Genomic DNA, 18,790 nt, shown 5'->3' on the forward strand with positions numbered 1-18,790 from the left:
TCCGATGTGTTCTGACAGGAGAAAAGCAGTGCCGCTGCTCGACACCCTCTCGAAGCAACTGGAGAGCCTCACGGCCGAACGCGGCGGCGTGCTGGGCGTGCTGCCGGGGTTGGTCGCGGACGACTCCCCGGACTGGATCCGCGTCGCGGATCTGGTGCGGGAGCCGTACGACGGGCTGCGCGCTTTCGTGGAAGAAACGGCGGGCCGGTGGGGTGCGGCGCCCCACGTGGGGGCGGCGTTGCTGTGGAAGACGTACAGCTACTGGCAGACCCTCCCGCTGGTTCTCGGGTGGGCACTCGGGCGTCGGGTGCCGCTGATGCGCTTCGACGACACGGTGGTGAGGTCGTCGGCGGCGGGCGTGACGGTCGCGGCGACCGAGGTGACCGTCGCGGTCCTTCCCGACGATCCGCTGGCCGGCGCGCCCGGCGCGGTGGTCGTAGAGGACCTGGCGGCGGCCATCCGTGAGTCGCTCATGGACGGTCAACTCCCCCTGATCAGGGCGTTGAACGCGCTGACCAAGGTGGGCGAGCGCACGCTGTGGGGCTCCACCGCCGAGGCGGTCGTCCATCCGCTCACGCTGCTCGGCTCGTACGGCGAGGCGCGTCGGCTACTGGACGAGATCGGGCCGCCGGTGGCCGGCCTGGTCGTCCCGGAGGGCGACGGGTTCCGCCGCCGCACCTGCTGCCTGTGGATCACCATCCAGCCCTCCGACCCCTGCTCCACCTGCTGCATCAAGGGGTGAGGGTGAGCGTGTCGGCCGCGTCCGCGCTGGCCGCCTTCTCGGAGGAGCGCATCGGGGTCGTCTGCCCGTCGGCCCACAGCTCGGCCTGATCGTCATAGTTGGCGTGGAAGGCGTGGCCGGAGGCGCCGGTCAGGTTGATCCAGCGTGAACGGTCGAAGTCCGCCAGGTCGACGACCATGCGCATCGACGGCACCCAGCTCACCTGGTAACCCTCCGTGGCGTCCCAGCCGGTCGCGTCCACGGTGTCCTTGCCGCCCTGGGTGCGTAGCGGGCCGCGGTTGAACAGCCACTCGATCGGCCCGATGCCCGAGCTGCCGAGCGTCTCATGGGTGAGCTCCAGCGTGTGCAGGTCGCCCCAGCGCCAGGCGGACGGGTCGTCGCCGAGCAACTCGGTGAGCTCCGCCTTGGCGTCCGCCAGGGCGGCGGTGAGCATGTCGTCCCTGGTCTCGGCCCGGTCCGTGGTGCTCACGTCGTCCCACCACGGGTCGTCCGGCCGGTCCAGCAGAGCTCTGATCACCTCATACCACCGGTCGCCGCCACCGGGCTGGGCGGAATCGGGCAGCTCGTCGCCGAACGTCCGCCGCAGCAGGTGCCGCCAGACCGCGTTGAAGTAGGCGGCCCCGGCCGACTCGCGGTCCTGGTCGAAGTCCCAGCCGCGCAGCGGCTCCCCGGCGCCGACGCGCAGCAGGTGCGGCACGAGCAGGGGCGCGAGGCCGTTGCGGGTGTCGCGCTGGATGTCCTGCATGGTCTCGACCGAGACCTTGCCCTTGGCGATGGCCTGCTCCAGCCGGTCGACGACGCGCTGGGAGCGGTAGCCGTACGACCAGTCGCCGGTCAGGAACGGGCCGCCCTTCTCCTGACGGATCACCGCGTTGTTGGCGGTGACGATATATCCCGCCGGCGGGTTGTAGACGTACGGCAGCTTCTCGAACGGGATGAAACCCTGCCACTCGTACTCGCCGGTCCAGCCCGGCGCGGGCCAGCGGCCGTCGCCCTTGGCACGAACCGGGATCCGGCCCGGGGCCTGATATCCGATGTTGCCGTCGACGTCGGCGTAGATCAGGTTCTGTGCCGGGACCTCGAAGGCCGCCGCGGCCGCGCGGAAGTCTTCGAAGTCGTCGGCCTTGTTCAGCAGGAGGATCGCGTCGGCCGTGCGGCCCGGGTCCAGCGCGGTCCAGCGCAGCGCGACCTCCACTCCCTGCGACAGGTCCTGCGGCAGGTCCGGTGGCTGCTCGCCCAGCTTGGCGGCGGCGCCCGGTACGGCTCTGCCTGCGTCGGCGAGCACCTCGGAGATGATCGGGCCGTGGCCGGTCGAGCGTACGGTGAGGCTCACCGGCGCGCCGCCCGCGACCTTGATCTGTTCGACGCGGGTCTCCATGGCCCGCCACTCGCCCCTGAACTGGTAGGTGTCGCCCTTGGTCCGCTCCAGGTAGAGGTCGGTGACGTCCGGACCGAGGTTGGTGAAGCCCCAGGCGATGCGGTGGTTGTGGCCGATCACCACGCCGGGGAGCCCGGCGAAGGTGTAGCCGGTCAGGTCGAAGGGACATGCCGGGCCGCGCTGTCGGCAGTGCAGCCCCGCCTGATACCAGATCGACGGGATCCGCGGGCCGAGGTGCGGGTCGTTGGCGAGCAGCGGTTCGCCGGTCGTGGTGTGCGCCCCGCTCACCACCCAGGAGTTGGATCCGATGCCGGCGAGGTCGCCCCCGGCGGTGCCGAGCAGGGCGGGCAGGGCGCGCATCGCCTCGGCCGTCCTGGCCAGCGCCCGCGCCTGTTCGGGTACGGCCTGCCGTACGACTCGCGTCATGCCTTTCGCCGCGGTCCCGGCGCCGCTTTCACCTGTCACGATGGGCCGGTGCCGGTCGAACGGGTAGCCGGGGAAGAGCTGCTCGGCCCGGTCGACAGGGACGGACCCGGCGGTCAGCGCCCGGTCCAGCTCCTCGCCCATGTTGGAGCGCAGGTCCCAGGCCATCGCCTTCAGCCAGGCGAGGGAGTCGGCGGGGGTCCACCGCTCGGGCGTGTAGTCACCGTTGGTCAGCTTGAGCACGGCGTACTCCAGGCTCTTGTCCGCCGCGCCCGCGTGCTGGTCGAGCCAGGCGTTGACGCCCGCCGCGTAGTCCTCCAGGGCCTTGCGCGTCTCGGGCGCGAGCAGCGCGATCTCCTGCTCGGCGACCCGCCGCCAGCCGAGCGTGCGTACGACCTTGTCGATTTCGAGAGTGCTCGCGCCGAAGAGCTCCGACAGCCGGCCCGCCGTGGTCTTGCGGCGGAAGTCCATCTCCCAGAAGCGGTCCTGGGCGTGGACGTACCCCTGCGCCCGGAACAGGTCGGCCGGGCTGTCCGCATAGATCTGCGGGATGCCGTACGCGTCCCGATGCACGGTCACCGTCGCTGCCAGGCCGGGCAGCCTGATCTCGCCGTCGAGCTGTGGGAACGACTGCCGCACCGTCCAGACCACCACGCCCGCCCCGGCGATCGCCACCACGAGGACCAGGACCAGCAGCGTGGTCAGGACGCGGGCGGCCCAGCGAAGCGGGCGCGGCAGACGAGCGAAGGGAGCGATCCTGACCACGAGCGACCTCTCATGACACGTGGCCACGGCACATGTGGCCACAGCTCAGCCTGTCAGCCTGCCGTTTAGGGCCGGTTACTTCCCGGTAGCGTTTCGGCCTCACCCCGGTCATGACAGATGGGGTCATCACCACTGGAAGCCAGGGGCTGGACGCCATGCCTCTGCCGGAGCATGACCCGCCGACAGGCAGGTGCTAGTCGCTCACCGGATAAGGCGTTCCACATCACGCCAGAACTTGTCGAAGGAGGCCGCGTTCCTCCTGGCCTGTGCCATGTCGAAGACCGCTGCGAGCGGGGCCTGGTCAATGGTCTCCTTGTACGAGGTCCCGTCGATCTTCTGATGGGTGAGCCATCCCTTGGCATCTCGGATACTTTCGGGATTCGAAGGGGGCTGTAACGGGTCGGCGAGCCCACGGTGCCCGGCCAGCGACGCGGCAGCGGCCAGGAACCACGCCTCGAACTCCCGGTTCGCCAGCACGACTGATATCTCCTTGTCATTCCGTGCGGTCTGCGCTCGCTTGAGCAGAGCGGGCCCATAGTCGGCAGGGCAATCATCGTCCGCGTCGAACAGCACCAGGACTCCCCCTGGACCGGTTACCTGACGCGACGCCTGGAGGACGGCGTTTTCCACCCCGCCCTGCGCGATCAGCTTGCCGCGGGGTATGCGGTGCGGCTCCGGAATCTTGGCGTCCCATATGCCGCAATCCTGGGTGATCCGACGCAGCAGGACCGGTAGCGCAGTTACTTCGCCGTAGCCTTCGACGATCGAGGCGATTGTGATCCGCACGCTCATTCGCCGCCCTCCGGTCGGAGTTGGCGACCTCGCATCAACTCGCCCACCGTGGCCAGCTTGTCCTTGACGAGACCACGACTGATCTCATCGATTCCCCCGATTTCTGTGACACCGCCGTCGATCGTCACCACGCGAACCCAGTCCGGATCGATGTCCTCTCGTTCAAGCAGATCAGCGCTCTGGGTCGTGACAATGACCTGGCATCGCTCGCTGGCCTCCGCCAGCGCGTCGAACAGCGCCCCGGACGCGGCCGGATGAAGCGCAGTCTCCGGCTCCTCGATCGCGAGCAGCGTCGCCTTGCCTTCAAGGACGACAGGCTGGAACAACGCCGCGAGCACCCCTGCTGCGTGTAGCGTCCCCTCAGAGATCGATTCAGGGCCGAAAGCCCGCTCGCTTTCGCGAGTCCGCAACTCCACCGTCGAGTAGGGGCCCGCGAGCCGCTGGTCCACGCCGGCGGTCCCGGGGACGATCGCCGACATGTAGTCATCCAGGCGAGCCTTGAAGACAGGGAAGTCCCGCTTCAAAGCTCCGAGCACTTCTCCCAGGCCTTCCCCTGAATAACCGAGCTGTCTGCTTACTCGTTCGGGCTCGACACGCCGCATGAGATCGGTGTCCAGGTGATAGAAGAGCATGGCCCGTAGTGCCTGGTAGACCTCGCTGAACTCGCCCTGTGTGGCTGCCAGCGGGAGGTAGAGGCGATCAGGCTCGATCTCGCCGCGCGTACGGCGGCGAGTGCCATTTGTTTCCCCGCCTTGAACGATCCGGCCCGCCTCCACCCTGAATGCGGCCCACAAGGGCTCATCCTCGCCGTCCTGTAGATAGCATCGCTCGTGCCGGACGATCAAAGACCCATGGCTGGTGAGATCCCGGCCGATGGTGAAGCCGTACAGGACGGGGATCCGCTGTCCGCGCACGTCGATTGAGAGTTCCAGTTCGATGCTGAACTCATCCAACGCTTCGGGAACACGTCGGATCACCGCGTCCAGACCACCCCGTTTGGCTACGGCATCGGCTGGGGTCGATCCCAGAACGTCGGCGACAAACGACAGCGCATCGATGAAATTGCTCTTCCCCGCACCGTTCGGGCCCACCAGGATGAGCAAGGGTGTGAAAACGACTTCGCAGGAAGCGATGCTCTTGTAGTTTGCCACCCGGACCCGGCCCAGGGCTGGTGCCGGCTGCTTCATCACACCCCCCTCGCCGTCACGACATCAGCCTGGACGGTGGCTGCGGCTGCCATCGAAGTCTGATTCCGATCGGGGTATCGATCCATTCGATCACGCCCGGCACAGCCGTCCCGGAGCAGATTGGCCCCATCCCAGGTCTGGACCTCCAGGTTGCTGCGACTTGACTTCGCAGCCACCTCACTCGCCTTCCACATGAACGGAGTCAAACACACCTGCTATCAGGCCGGTGTTCGACACCTGTACGACATCATCACAGACGGCGCCGCGTGGTGCAGGGAGTGCTGACAAGTCAGTTGCTCGTTGCACGAGGGAACGGGGCGGCCAGACGGAACAGGGCGGCCAGGAGGAAGGGGACACCGAAGACGGGTGAGTCCGGAGGCTGCTCCTCCATCTGACGTATCTCCACCTCTTCGTAGTCGGAGAAGATCCAACGCAGTTCCTCGGGGGAGAAGGCCAGGCCGCCATGCAGGCGGCCTTCGCGGTAGAGCTGCTCGTCGGGCAGCTCGGAGCCCATGGCCCCCGCGGCGAAGCAGGAGATCGCGAGATGACCGCCAAGGGTCAGCAGCCGGTCCACCAGGTCCAAATAGCTCACCCGGCGGTGCGGCGGCAGGTGGTGCAGGCAGCCCGAGTCGTAGACCAGGTCGTACGCGCCGGATTGGAACTCGGCCGTGAAGGCGTCGCCGCAGTGGAATCGGACATCGACGCCGGACTCCCGGGCACGCTCCTCAGCCCAGGCGACGGCCGTCGGAGAGAGGTCGATCGCGTCGACTTCGAAGCCGAGCGAGGCCAGGTAGACCGCATTGCGGCCCGGTCCGCACCCCAGGTCCAGAGCGCGCCCCGGCCTGAGCACCTCCCGCTCGACGTAGGACACGAGGCTCTCGTCGGGCTTCCTGGTGAAGAAGGGGACCGGCTTCGATCGGTCGGTATAGAAGGTGTCCCACCAGGGCGACGCGTTGCCCGTCCACCGGTCGGCGTCCGAGGAGAACAGCCGGTCGAGCAGGGCCATGACATCGTCCATCGAGCGGATGCTTCGGTTCACGTGGTCTCTCCTCAGGAGCTAACTCGGTCTGCGGCAGGGACAGCAGGCACAACTGCACGATCGGGCGATTTGCCCCGAAAACATGCGAGAAGCTCCCTTCTTCTAGAATGCGCCGATAGTCTGTCGTATCCCTAGTCTCAGGAGTGAGCAGGACTTGCGTCACGTCTCCCTCATCGTCGGCACACTCGTCGCGGCGGTAACCGTTCCCCTGGCCGCCGGCCCCGCCCAGGCCGCCAGACCTGCCGTTGAGATCACGAAGATCTACTACAACAGTCCGGGCAGCGACCGGGGTGGCAACCGCAGCCTCAACGCCGAGTACATCACCATCCGCAACAACACCAAGAAGAAGATCAGCCTGAAAGGCTGGACCATCCGCGACAAGACCGGCTTCCGCTACACGTTTGGCAAGGTCGCCTTGAAGTCCGGCAAGAAGCTCACCCTGCACACCGGACAGGGCCGGGACGGCACCCGCGACGTCTACTGGAACCGTCGCTGGTACGTCTGGAACAACACCGGGGACAAGGCTTATCTGCGCAACGACGCTGGAAAGCTGATCGACTCCTGTGCGTACAAGGGCACCCGGCGCGGCTACAAGAACTGCTGACCGAGGGGCGCTCAGGGCCTCGCTCTCCTCGCCGAGGGCGGGGCCTTCCGCCGGCGGCCTGTCACGGCTACCGCAGGGAGCGGAGGCCGTCGCGTATCCGGCGGACGTCCTTCAGCCGGGCCTCGTAGGTCGCCCCGATCAGGAGCAGCGCCAGGCCGCCGGCGGCCATCGGGACCCAGCGCGGCACGAGCGTGATGAGCTGTGCGATCCAGGGCGCGAGCTCGTGCAGGGCGACGGCGGCCAGCGTGAACCCGCCCAGCACGGCGGGCGCCTGCAGCCGGAATCTCGCTCCGGCCAGCAGGACCGCCATCGACACCAGGCCGAGCACCAACGGCCGGATCCAGCCCTCGGGCTGGGCGTAGAGCGCCAGCAGACTCGGGAGCAAGGAGAAGGCCAGGCCCGAGCCGTACGCCTGCCACGACGAGGACTCCCGCACGTGCCACCAGCCGATCACCAACAGCACCAGGGAGAACGGCACGGTGTAGGCCTCCACCGTCTCCACCCCGTCCGCGAAGAGCCGGGTCCAGCCGGCCAGCAGCAGAAAGGCGGTCCCGGCATATCCCGCCCCCCGCCGGTCGGGGCGCAGAGCCGTACCGAACCCGAGGACGCCCGCGACGGCGCACGCGAGGCTGAACATCCGCAGATCCACCACCAGGAACAGCCCGATCGACCCGAGCACATATCCCGCGATTTCCACCGCCGTCCCCGGAACGGCCTTGAGCCGCGCCGCGACGATCGCGGCCACACAGGCCACCGCGAGGAGGACGAAGGTGATGAATCGCGGCTGGACGTCGGCGGCGATCCACAGCGCGACCGCCTCGCCGCCGGCCAGCAGGGTCGCGAGACCGGCGGCGCCGATACGTACGGCAGGCTCGCGAGCGATCACGACCGTCACCGCGGCGGTGACGGCGAGGACAGCCAGCGTGATCAGTGTCGCGGGCTCGGACGCGAGCGCCCAGATACCCGCCACCAGCACCGCCGCGAGCGCCGGCACGCCCGCGAGGGGGACCCGTGCCGAGAGTGCGGCAAGCGCGACGGCCAGCCCGACCTGTACGGATGTCACCGCCGGATAGGGCAGGTCGAGCGCGACAGGGCAGACGGCCACGGCCACCGCGCCGAACGCCAGGGTGACCAGGGTGAGCACCTGTCGCAGGTCGTACGGCGTCCCGCCCGATGACTCATCCGGCGACTCGTCCGGCGACTCGGCCCGGTCAGTCCCGGGAAGCCGCCGGAGCAGCAGCGTGGTCGCCGCGGAGGCGAGCGCGAGCATCGTGAGCACGACCAGGTCGGGTGGCCCGGCGAGGAGCCACGGGGCGCCCGATGCCGAACCGACGCCACCCGAACTGACGCCACCCGAACCGACGCCGCCCCAGACCCCGACCCGGCCCAGTGGTCCGGCGAGGGCGTCGGCCACCGGCGGCAGCACCGGCGCGGACAGCAGGGCCATCATGATCGCGGCTGTGATGGCGGCGGGCATCGCGACCGCCTCGACCGCCGCGGCGGCCGTACGGCGCGCGAGAACCGCGAGAACGGCCACGAGCAGTGCGGCGACGGGGCCGGGGACGACCGCCCAGTGACCCTCCAGAACCAGGCGGGCGGGGAGCGCGAGCGCACTGATCAGTGTGATCGTCGACGCCACCGCGAGCACGACCGGCCACGGGCTGCTCACGGGCCCGCTCACGGGCTTGATTGCGGGCCTGCTCGCGCGAACGGCGATGACCAGCCCCGTCACCACGGCGACGAGCAGCGCGGCGGACAGCCTCCAGACGGTGCGCGGTTCGTACGCGTCGAGAGACTCCACGATCCCGACCACCGACCCGAGTGACCAGGTGAAACCGAAGCAGACCGCCACCGCCACCCGCGGCGTGGCGAGCCACAGCGTGGCGTCGGCGCAGGCGGTGGCGAGCAACGCCGCGACGAGCCAGACCGCGCCCTGGTCGAACGCCAGCACGGTGAGCGGAAACTGCGCGAGCACGACCGCCACGGGAACCGGCCACCTGAGCCGGGCAAGCCGCCCATAGATAGCGAACACCCCGGCGACGACCGTGATCAGCCCGGCCGTGTAGTGCTGAGGATCGATTCGGTCGAGACCGGCCAGCCCCAGGTGCCAGGCGGCGTACCCGTCGAGGAACAGCAGCGCGAGGCCGAGCAGGGCGAGGGTCTCCGCGGTGGCGGCCAGACCACGCTTCCGCAACCCGAGCGGGGCCGCGAGGACCAGGCCGGTGAAGCCGAGCAGGATCGCGGCGCGGCCGCCGATGCCGAGGTGCCCCCAGCTCACCGCCGTGAACACGATCGCCGCCACGACCAGCAGGATCCCGCCGAGTGCCAATAACAGGTTCTGTACGGCTTTCGCGGACAGGTCCTTCGGCCGCTCGGTGCCGGGCATCGGCGGCGGGAGGGCGCCGGAGGCGTCCCCGGACTGCCCGGTCCCGACTTCAGTCCCGACCGCGGTTCCGATTCCAGTTCCGGCGCGGGCGGTTCGCAACATCACGAGAAGCTCGGTGCGCCGGGCAGTGAGCTGCATCTCACGTCGCCTGAGCTCGGCGCGCTCCACATCGACCCGCCACAGTTCGGCGGCGACAGGACCGCTCAGCGGCAGCGCGCAAACCGGGCAGGCGGTGTGCGGGCCGGCGAGCGGCTCGCCGCAGTCGGGACATCGCGGGGGCGCGCCAGGATCCATGTCACTACGATCCCGCAAACCGCGTGCCCGCGCACGCGCCAGTCCCAGCCTCCCGATCCCTGTTCAGATGTCGTCCCCCACGGTGAGCAGGATATTGATCGCGCTGGTGATGAGCTCGGCCGCGTCGTGCCGAGCCAGCGCGGCCGGGGTGAGGGACGGGCGTCTGGCGTAGTTCGCCGCCACGAGTTGACCGCGCATGCGCGCCCACTCGGGAAACACCGCCAGAGCCTCTGCCAGCTGATGGAGGCGCTCAGGTGAGGCCCCCCGGTTGTGCATCCATTGGAAGTTGATCGAGAGCACCGACTGACTGGCACCGGTGTAGATGCTCCAGACCGCGGCCTCGTCGGTCCCGAGGCTGAACCGCGCGGTGGCCGAGGGATATTCGCCCGTGCCGAAGTAGTACCCCCGGAAGGAGGGGTGGCGCTCGGCGTGCCGGTAGACGGCCAGCAGCGTCTCGGCCACGTCCGGCGGGCAGTAATGCTGAATCGCGTGGAGGAGGCTGTCTTCATCCCATTTGCCGTCACCTTGAGAGACCTGTCGCTCGTCGAGGGCTCTCGCCGGCACTGGTCCCAGCGTGCCCACCTCGGCAGGGGCCGTGTCGTAGTCGGCGGCCGGAAGCGGATCACCGAGTGCGTGCTGGATGGCGATCGCGACGGACTCGAGGAAGCTGATGACGTCGTCGGCATCGCCGGACTTGATGGGGAGCTTCTGACCGGGATCGTCCGGATCGTGGTCGGCCGTGTGCGCGATGTTGTTGCGGCGCCGGGCGATGTCCCTGAGCTGACCCCGCACGTCGTCGGCGGTGACGCGACTCGTCGGGTCCTGCTCGGTGAGGATCTCCGCGACCTTCACCCAGAGATTGACGGTGCTGACGTACGCGAAGCCTTCCTTGATCTTGTCGGGGTTCTGGAAGGTCATGAACGCGAAGAACTGTTCCAGGTGCGTACGGAACATCTCGCCCAGTGGGGCGGCACGGTAGTAGACCTGCTCGAACAGCTCAACCGGGATGGAGAGCTTGTTGAACTTGGGAGGCCGGTTCCCATCGGGCTGGAGCGCGAGAGCCACGGCCCGGTCGACGATCTCCCGGGTCACCCAGTGGTCCAGTGCGGCCACCGACTGGGTCCAGGCCGCACGGTAGAGATCGGTGACGTCGAAGGCGCCGACGCCGAGTCGTTCCAGATTCCGACCGCCGTGCACGAGCTGCCGGGCGTATCCGAGGTTCTGCTGGAACTGCTCGAACGCCCCGGGAATCTCGTCCGGGAACTCCTCGGACTCCGGCTCGGGCTCGCCACGGGAGGCCGACGGCGTGAGCACACCGGCCTCTGCGAGCTTCGCGCGGAGCATGTCCGTGGTGACGCGCCGCGCCGGGTTCGCCCGCCCGGTCGCGTCGAAGGTGAGGCCTTCGCTTTCCAGGACCTCACGGGGATCCTCGGCCCGCTCTGGGTCGAGCCAGTGGAAATTGGGGGAGATCGTGCCACCCGCTTGGAGCACGCGATGGACGTTGTCGTCGGCGGACTGGGCCATGAAACCACCGACCGACTGGGCTGACATACCGACCAGGTCGGCGATGTCGCGGTATGTCGTCCAACTGCCCGGCGTCACCCGTGCCAGGGCCGCGAGAACGGTCTTCCATCGCGGATCCGTGTAGGAGCGGACCTGAGCGGGCTGCCGTCGCGCCCGGTACTGCCGGCCCAGCTCCCGGTAGAGCTCGACACCCGGATGGTCCTCCAGCGCCCGCACCCCGGCCGAGGTGATCGCCCAGCCGTTCCTCTTGGTCATCCATCCGATGGAGGCCGCCTCCCCGGTACGGAAGCCCAGTTGGGATTGCCAGCGGACCTGGCCGTGCCCGTTGAGAGCCTGCTGCTCGGGTGCGATCGAGACCTTCTCGGCGACGGCCCTCCGCACCTCGTCGGGCGACATCGGGCGGCCGGCATCCCGGAGGATCTCCATTGCCGCACGAAGGATCGGGGCGATGTGCTCGGCAAAGGACATCGGGGGCTTCCTTTGTGCGATCGGGGGAACCTGTAGATCAAGACTAGGACGGTGGCGTACTGCCCGCCATGCGGATCGAGACGCCGACCGATAACGGTGGCATCACCCGGACAGTCACGCGGGATCCACCAGGCGGTCAAGAAGGCGCCCACGGTGCACGGCCCAGACCACGGACAGGAGGTTGCCGTACGTGCTGGTTCCCGAGCGCACCGACTGCGTTATCGCACGAACGTAGGGTGCGGTTCGGCCCCGGAACAGATGCGCGTGCACGTCTATGGCCGCGTAGAGGGCCAGCGGGTAGTACTCGCGCCAGCCGAAGGGATCGCTGACGGGTGTCCTGTGCACCTGCTCCACAGCTGTTCTGTCGCGCAGGTAACGAGTTATCGCCGCTGGGATGGAACTCATTCCCGCCACGGTGTCCCGGGCACGGAGCTTCGGCGGACGGATGCCGCCGACCGGACCCAGGACCGGCAGATGGCCCACCGGTGCTGAGGACGACCACAGCACTTCTGAGTAGTAGATCCACCGGGTCGTACGCCAGCCGATCATGTCGCCGAAGGTGATCAGGTCGTCCGCCGCCTTCCGCATGGCCACCAGCTGTGTGGTCAGCCCGAATCTCCCTTCACTGTGGGACATCCAGAGCTGGTCAATCCCGCGCAGGTCAGCGGGAGAGATCTTGTCGACATCGTCCATTCGGATCATGTACGACCGGGGCTTCAGCAGATCGCCTCCAGCCGCCGCCACCAGCAGTCTGGCGGACTCCCGATCAGCCTCCTGCCAGCGGCGGGCAGCCAGGAGATCGTCCAGTCGCTCGAAGTCGAGTCCGCTTTCCAGCCTGCCGGGAAGATCGACGGAGTCCAGCGCGAACGGGTTCGCCACGCGAAGCCGGCTGAACTGGGGGACGGTCTGACGGATCCGTGAGATCAGGTTGGACAGGTCGGCGGCGTCGTTGCGGAACCTGAGTTCGGCGGTCTGGCGTCGTGCGAGCGGCTTGAGCGGCTCCGGAAGGTCGGCCTCGGTGAGCCGAGGCGTCTTCTCCAGCATCACGGGGATCACATGTACACCGGCCTCCAGCGACGCCTTCACCTCGCGATGCACCCAGTCGTCGGGGTCGTCGATTCGCCGTCCGCCGGGGCCGTCGCCGCACCATTGCGGGCCTATGAGCACAAGCAGCACGCAGGCCCGGCGCAGGGCGGTCTCCAGCACCTCGTCGAACAGCGAACCCAGTTCGATGGACCTGCTGGATCGGAACACGCGGTCGGCGCCGAAGGCCTGACGCAGCACCAGGTCGACGTGCGCCGCTGTCGGACCGCTGTCCTTGCCGCGGAAGCTGATGAATATCAGATCCCGCTCCACGGAGTCCGTCACTGGCCGTTCCTTTCCGGAATTCCCCGCCGTTCGTGCCACAAGTACGGGATTGTGCCGAAGTCACCGCCCCGAGATAACCGAGATCACCGAAGACCACCGAAGATCACTGAGGTCCGCGTCCGCCCAGGATCAGCCACAACTGAGGCCACAGGTCGGCCACGGAGGGATGGGTGCGCCGACGGCGGATGGCATTGGCGAAACAGCGCAGATCCGCTCTGATCGTCGCGGAGTCGACGGTGCGGATGTCGTCCAGTACATCGGCGATCAGCGAGCAGGCGTCCGCGATGGACCCGTCGTCGGCGAGCGCGAGTGCGCGCCTGACCGTGAAGCGTGCGCGGGACCGGCGCGATGACGGGCCCAGGCCGGGCAGCGCCCGGCCGAGCACCTCCGCGGCCTCACCGGGTCGGCCCAGGTCATGGAGGCACCATCCGGTGACCATCGTGGTCATGATGTCGACGGGGACCGAGGTGCCGAGCGGCCGGGCGACCGCTCCCTCGCCGCCGGGACGCGGAGGGGCCGGGGCGTCCCGGCTCGCGCGCTCCCAGAGCGCGTGAGCACCGTCGATGGCGGACCGGCAGCTGTGGTCGTCGCCCACCAGTGCGTGGCCCTGCGCCTCACGAAGCGCCGCGAGCCAGCGCAACCGGGGTGAGAGCGCGTGCCGGTGTCGGACCCGAGCCGCCAGATGGACCGTCGTGGCGGCCTCACCTCGGTAGAGAGTCATCAGGGCACGCCGTACGTCCGCGTACTCGGCCAGTTCCTGATCCGCTCCGTCAGCGGCGAACTCCACCGCGAGATCCGTCCACCAGGCTCCGGCGGAATCGTCACCGGACTCCTGGGCCATCCAGCCGGTGAATTCGGCCGCCCGCGCCGCGAGCGTGAGCAATCGCTTGCGCGAGCGGCCTCCGGAATGGGGGATCGCCGTCCGAGCGGCATGGACCTGAGCGATCGCGATCGGTAGCACCATGCCGGGAGGACTCGACCGTCCTGCTTGGATCAGCAGGTCGAGCAGCGAGGACAGGGCATCGATGTCACCGGATGCGGCGGTGAACCGCATGCTGACCGGACCGGTCAGATCAGCGGACGCGAACTCTCCCGGTCCGCCGCCCGGCAATCTCAGCAACCACTCGGCGTCGAGCGTCCGGCCGGACGACTCCGCCGCCGCCTTGCCGTCGGGCGGTCGGGCCGCATGGGCGAGTGCCCGTAGAGCGCCGCCGGCCTTGAGAGCACCGTCACAGAGTCGCGCGAGGTCAGGTGTCGGCGGCTTGTTTCCGGTCTCCACCTTGGAGAGATGGCTTTTGCTGTAATTGACCGCCGTCGCCAGTGCGCTCAGCGACAGGCCCGCGGCCATACGTCGCCGGCGCAACTCCTCTCCGAAGGACGAATGCGCCATAGTGCCCTTCCCGCCAATGACACGTCCCCCGTTTCCTGTTGAGGAGAGTAACAGGAAACGGTTGAAGGGGGCATATCACTTCGACACTCTTGTGGTCGTACAGTGATCCGACAAGGCGGGATATCTGTGCCCATTCCCCTCATTATTTACGGCCTCGGCATCGGCCTCGGCACGGTCATCTCCTTCTTCCTGCTCATGAAGCTTCGCCGGAAAAAGTTTCACATTGCTGTGCTCGGGGTCAGGTACACCGGAAAGACCACGCTGATCAACTCGTGGCGCGGCACCTGGGTGGACGACGATCCCGGTCGTACGCAGGCGCCGCGCATCCATCCCAAGACGAAGCTCACCGCGAACGGCATCCGTCTGACCTTTCTGGGCCTGGGTGATCTGAGCGGTGAGGAAAAGGCCTGGCCCCAGTGGGAGAACCGGGTGGCCGAGAGCCGATACGTGCTTTACCTGGTGGACGCGCGCATGCTCGCCGGACTCGGGATGCCGCCGGAGCGGGACTGGCATCGGGTCGACGACGATGCCGGACAGATCGGGAGGTGGCTGAAAGACGGGCAGGTCTACCTCTGCATCGTCGTGGTGACGCATACCGACGAAGACCCTCGATCACCTCAGGTCGACGAGGCCGCGTATCACCAGATCATCGTCGACCAACTCGACCGGATCCTGCTGCGACTCGGCGGTGACGCCATGGTCCGGGTGGTCGTCGGGTCCCTGAAGGACCGGCCGTCAGCGGACCGCGTCACGTCGAAGATCATGGAGCACGTCGTGGCTCACGAAAAGGAACTGCCATGAGAAGAGCCGGCTACGTCGACATCGTCTACGTAGAGTTTCCCGATCGAGAGCCCTTTGCCTGGCGGTACGGGCATGTGCTCGGCGCGGACGAGCGTACGGCGGTCCATCGGGACTTCGTGGACCTGGTCACCAACGCGTCCGAGCAGAACGACACCCGCCTCGGGCGGTACGTCCTGTCCGGTTCGCGGCTGCTGGTGGAGTTTCCGGTCACCGCCAACGGGTCGAGCAGGAAGTCGAAGAGACAGGCGGAGAGGCAGCGGCTCAGGGCCTCCCTCGTGGTCACCGCTCCGGCAAGGGAGCGGACATGGACGCAGGCCGCGGCGATCGAGGCGGCCGGGATCCTGAGCGAAGGCGGGCTGACCGCCGACCCCGCCGACATCGATCGACTGCTCGCAGAGGGGTGGGCGGGCAGGCGCCCTTTCGCCCTGGACCTGCTGTCCCGTCCGAAAGCCCAGGCGGCGCTCCTGGCACTGCTCGCCGCTCTCCTGTACCTGCTGGTCAGAAAGCTGGTGGGCTAGCGATGCCGGACGATGCCCCCAAGCTCGAGAAGAAGATCGTCGTACTCCATCGTGACGACTACAACAGGGCCAGAAGCGTGGTCCCGGAGTTGCTCACCGATCCCTTCACCACGGTGGTTCCCGTACCGCTGCGGCCTCCGCTCAGCGACGACCCGACGCTCCAGTCGATCGAGGACGTGCTCCAGCCGGGAACGCTTCTGATCCGCAACCGCTGGGACGCCGACACGTACGTCGAGGCGGCGCTGGCGTACGAGCGCATATCGGCGGCCAAGTTCAACCTCGTCGCGGAAGTCTGCCAGATGCTCGGTGCGGCCCGGCTCGAGGTCAGGGAGATCCGTGAGGTGACCGAGGACGGGCAGGTCGGCGCGGCGATTCGGTTCCAGGCCGGTGCGGTCACCGGCTCGGTCCACGGCGTCGGCGAGTCGCTGCGGCGCGTCGCCCAGTCGATGCAGGCCCTGTGGGAGTGGCGCGGCGGCGAACCCGCCACGGACGCCGCCGCAGCGCACGCCCGCCGAGAAGGAATTCAGGACGACCCGGCCATCCGCACTCTCATCCGGCAGCGCAGCTTTCCTCAGAACGAACTCGAGGAGCACTCGCTCGAACTCGACATCAGTTCGGAGGCGCTGCGAGAGGTGCACGCCGCTGTGCACGTCGCCTCCGTCCTCCGCAAGCTCGGCCCATCCTTCGACGGCGCGTTCCAGGCCGTCACCAAGGATGCCCGGCGGCTCATCCTGACCATGAGGGTGGTTTTCCCGCCCACCGGCCACCACCCCATCAGGTGATCGGAGGCTGCCATGTCCCGCGCGGACATCGCCCGCGAACTGCTCAACCGCCTGCTGTCCAAAGACTGGTCCATGTCCGACGAGGAGGAGCTCGGCTGGGGATATGCCATGGGCCTGCTCGCGGCGGCGACCTATGCCGACGACCCCGTGGCGGCGGCACTCGCCGCGATCAGGCAGGCCGTACGTGGCGAGTGGCGGGTGCGGATCGCCGCGACACACGACGATCACGAAGTACACGTCACCAACACCCTGATCTGCGAGTCGGACGATCTCACATTGGTGGCCTACCGCGGCACGACCACCTTCGGGGCAGATCTGAGCGAGGACCGCATGGCCGCGACCATCCTGGGCTGGCTGGACAACATCACGAGCGCCTTGGGGCGGACCGACTACCAGGCGGCCTATCACTGGCGCGCGCTCGCCACGCTCGACGACGTCCGCCGGGCCGTGGCCGCCGCACGCGAACGTAAGGCGCGCGTCTTCATGTCCGGCCACAGCGCGGGCGGAGCGATCGCACTGATGGCCGCCCGTGACCTGACTCAGGAGTTCCACCGCGTCCACAGGGTCTTCACCTACGGCTCACCGATGCCCGGAACGGCGGACTTCGAGTTTTCCGTCGCAAATGTGCCGGTGACGCGCTTCGAGCATGGCGACGACCCGGTTCCGTGGTTTCCGGGGCAGTACTCCCACGTCCGCGCTCCCGGCGTGGCCATGGTGGGGGAGCTCGCCGGAGGTCTGTTCCGTGGCACCCCGCTGCCCCTCTCCTGGCGCCCTGTCGGCCGGCTCCGATACCTGCATCCGCCCGGATCGGCCATCGAGCCGTCCGACCGCCGAACACCGGACGGGCACGGTTTGACCACCGGCGAGTCGAAGCACCTCATCGAGAGGCGTCTGAAAACCCGGGGACGCCTCCGCGATTCGGTCAAGGATCACCACATCGCCGCATACCTCGCCGCACTCCGTGCCTTGACGGCGCAGGGCCCGCGACAGCCATGACCCGGACCGGCCTGCGACGATTGGAACCCGATGCAGCCCATCCCACGGCTGACCGCCCGGATCATCCTCGTCGACGCAGAGGATCGCCTGCTCCTCTTACAGGGGTACGGCAGCGGCGAGCGGCAACATCGGCTTGAATGGACCACCCCCGGGGGAAGGGTCGGCGAAGGCGAGTCGCTCACGCAAACGGCCTCGCGGGAGTTGCGCGAGGAGACCGGCCTGCTTGTGCCGCCCGCCGACCTCGGCCCGGTCGTGGCGGTCAGTTCGGGAACCTGGCGGCGGGACGGAACGACGGTCCTGGGGATCGACACGTTCTTCTACGCCCGCTTCTACGCCCGCATGGGAGAGACGACTGTGAAGACCTCGGGCCGGGACGAGTTCGAGCAGTCGCTGATCGTCGCGCATCACTGGTGGAGCATTCCTGAGCTGCGATGCTCCAACGAACGGGTGTTCCCGTCCGGTCTGGCCGGCCTTGTCGCGCAGTTGATCGGTGGGAACATCCCGGCAACGCCTGTCGCCCTCTCCTCACCGTGGTGAGCCCGTCGCGGGGTTGCGCGAATCCCCCCTCTCTCCCGCTCAAAAGGGGGGACGCTCGGCGTGGGGGTGTCAGGATCACCATCGACGCTGAGAACGGCATGAGCAGCGCCGCGCCGGCAGGGCGGCTGTTAGGCGGCCCCGACATCGTGCGACTATCGCCTCAGCACACGTTTGTGGTAGTTCTCGATGTCTCGAACCTCGACGGTGACCTGGGTGGTCAGCCCGGTCCCGGGCCTGATGTGATCGCAGAGCGTCGCGAGGGTCAGATCCCCCAGCCGGGTTTTGACCGCGGGGTCACGGCCGGGCAGGATCGCCAGATCCACGTGGATCATCGCCTCGGTGGCTGCTCCGCTACCGATGACCGCTTCAGCGATGGGATAGAAGCGAGTCTTGAAGTCTGGCAGGGCGCTGCCGATCAGCCCGGCCGCGGCCGAGTGAAGTGCCAGCGCGAACCCGCGCCGATCGAACGCCTCAGCAAGGGCGGCTGAGTACTCGACAGTGATCTGTGGCATGCCACTGATTATCGAGGCCGGCTGAGGCGCGCCATCGCCTACGGTGATCACACTCAGGCCTCTTCCAGAAAGACGTAGGGGTCGGTGCGGTTGTCGTGTTTGTCGAGGATGAGGAAGGCGACGGTGTCGACTTCGGGGAAGCTCATCACCAGTCGCCAACCCTCGGGAAGTTGCACAACGCAGAACCGGGGCCAGTTGCCCGGGCCCGATAGGCGGTAATGCGCGGCGGCACATCCACGCTGCGCGGTGTCGCGGTGGACCTGTACGAACGCTTCGGGCGGCTC

At 68.2% G+C, this 18,790-nt stretch carries 16 protein-coding genes; 7 read left to right on the top strand and 9 right to left on the bottom strand.

Annotated features, from left to right (window positions below):
* The first annotated feature begins 28 nt into the window (after window positions 1–28).
* Complete coding sequence (locus tag Mth01_RS18985) at window positions 29–742, top strand: hypothetical protein (RefSeq protein WP_204017230.1); 714 nt, start codon at window positions 29–31, stop codon at window positions 740–742.
* Here Mth01_RS18985 and Mth01_RS18990 read toward each other — a convergent pair.
* From Mth01_RS18990 to Mth01_RS19005, 4 genes are all read right to left on the bottom strand, one after another.
* On the bottom strand, window positions 732–3,308 hold the full coding sequence (locus Mth01_RS18990) for a penicillin acylase family protein (protein WP_204017231.1): 2,577 nt from the start codon (window positions 3,306–3,308) through the stop codon (window positions 732–734). The genes Mth01_RS18985 and Mth01_RS18990 overlap by 11 nt on opposite strands.
* A 201-nt stretch (window positions 3,309–3,509) precedes the next feature.
* Window positions 3,510–4,100 (bottom strand): DUF4276 family protein, encoded by a 591-nt coding sequence (locus Mth01_RS18995; protein WP_204017232.1) that lies wholly within the window; start codon window positions 4,098–4,100, stop codon window positions 3,510–3,512.
* Entirely contained in the window at window positions 4,097–5,287 is a 1,191-nt protein-coding gene (locus tag Mth01_RS19000; RefSeq protein WP_204017233.1) for an AAA family ATPase, read from the bottom strand. Before Mth01_RS19000 ends, Mth01_RS18995 begins: the two co-directional genes overlap by 4 nt.
* 289 nt (window positions 5,288–5,576) lie before the next feature.
* Window positions 5,577–6,326 (bottom strand): class I SAM-dependent methyltransferase, encoded by a 750-nt coding sequence (locus Mth01_RS19005; RefSeq protein ID WP_204017234.1) that lies wholly within the window; start codon window positions 6,324–6,326, stop codon window positions 5,577–5,579.
* Window positions 6,327–6,480: 154 nt separating this feature from the next.
* Here Mth01_RS19005 and Mth01_RS19010 point away from each other — a divergent pair, with 154 nt between their 5' ends.
* Window positions 6,481–6,930, top strand: coding sequence for a lamin tail domain-containing protein (locus tag Mth01_RS19010; protein WP_204017235.1), 450 nt, complete (start codon window positions 6,481–6,483; stop codon window positions 6,928–6,930).
* 67 nt (window positions 6,931–6,997) lie between these two features.
* Here Mth01_RS19010 and Mth01_RS19015 read toward each other — a convergent pair whose 3' ends face one another.
* From Mth01_RS19015 to Mth01_RS19030, 4 genes are all read right to left on the bottom strand, one after another.
* Window positions 6,998–9,610, bottom strand: coding sequence for an SCO7613 C-terminal domain-containing membrane protein (locus Mth01_RS19015; protein ID WP_204017236.1), 2,613 nt, complete (start codon window positions 9,608–9,610; stop codon window positions 6,998–7,000).
* 63 nt (window positions 9,611–9,673) lie between these two features.
* On the bottom strand, window positions 9,674–11,602 hold the full coding sequence (locus Mth01_RS19020; RefSeq protein WP_204017237.1) for an MGMT family protein: 1,929 nt from the start codon (window positions 11,600–11,602) through the stop codon (window positions 9,674–9,676).
* A gap of 114 nt (window positions 11,603–11,716) precedes the next feature.
* On the bottom strand, window positions 11,717–12,970 hold the full coding sequence (locus Mth01_RS19025; RefSeq protein WP_204017238.1) for a GUN4 domain-containing protein: 1,254 nt from the start codon (window positions 12,968–12,970) through the stop codon (window positions 11,717–11,719).
* Window positions 12,971–13,073: 103 nt separating this feature from the next.
* Window positions 13,074–14,360: a helix-turn-helix domain-containing protein gene (locus tag Mth01_RS19030; protein WP_204017239.1), complete on the bottom strand. Its 1,287-nt coding sequence runs from the start codon at window positions 14,358–14,360 to the stop codon at window positions 13,074–13,076.
* A gap of 126 nt (window positions 14,361–14,486) precedes the next feature.
* Between Mth01_RS19030 and Mth01_RS19035 the strand changes: the two genes are divergently transcribed.
* The 5 genes from Mth01_RS19035 to Mth01_RS19055 are packed head-to-tail and all read left to right on the top strand — an operon-like array spanning window position 14,487 to window position 17,994.
* Window positions 14,487–15,161 (top strand): GTPase domain-containing protein, encoded by a 675-nt coding sequence (locus Mth01_RS19035; RefSeq protein WP_204017240.1) that lies wholly within the window; start codon window positions 14,487–14,489, stop codon window positions 15,159–15,161.
* Entirely contained in the window at window positions 15,158–15,679 is a 522-nt protein-coding gene (locus tag Mth01_RS19040; RefSeq protein ID WP_204017241.1) for a hypothetical protein, read from the top strand. The genes Mth01_RS19035 and Mth01_RS19040 overlap by 4 nt, the downstream gene beginning before the upstream one ends.
* Before the next feature lie 2 nt (window positions 15,680–15,681).
* The gene (locus Mth01_RS19045) at window positions 15,682–16,461 is read left to right on the top strand and encodes a hypothetical protein (protein WP_204017242.1); all 780 of its coding nucleotides are present in this window, start codon (window positions 15,682–15,684) and stop codon (window positions 16,459–16,461) included.
* Between the two features lie 12 nt (window positions 16,462–16,473).
* Window positions 16,474–17,457 carry a lipase family protein gene (locus tag Mth01_RS19050; RefSeq protein WP_204017243.1) on the top strand — a complete coding sequence of 328 codons (984 nt, stop codon included), beginning with the start codon at window positions 16,474–16,476 and terminating at the stop codon, window positions 17,455–17,457.
* Between the two features lie 30 nt (window positions 17,458–17,487).
* On the top strand, window positions 17,488–17,994 hold the full coding sequence (locus tag Mth01_RS19055) for an NUDIX hydrolase (RefSeq protein ID WP_204017244.1): 507 nt from the start codon (window positions 17,488–17,490) through the stop codon (window positions 17,992–17,994).
* Window positions 17,995–18,146: 152 nt separating this feature from the next.
* Here the strand turns inward: Mth01_RS19055 and Mth01_RS19060 are convergent, their stop codons facing one another.
* Window positions 18,147–18,506: a 5-carboxymethyl-2-hydroxymuconate Delta-isomerase gene (locus Mth01_RS19060; protein ID WP_204017245.1), complete on the bottom strand. Its 360-nt coding sequence runs from the start codon at window positions 18,504–18,506 to the stop codon at window positions 18,147–18,149.
* Window positions 18,507–18,790: the final 284 nt, after the last annotated feature.

The sequence above is a fragment of the Sphaerimonospora thailandensis genome (genome assembly GCF_016863115.1).
Classification (GTDB): Bacteria; Actinomycetota; Actinomycetes; order Streptosporangiales; family Streptosporangiaceae; genus Sphaerimonospora; species Sphaerimonospora cavernae.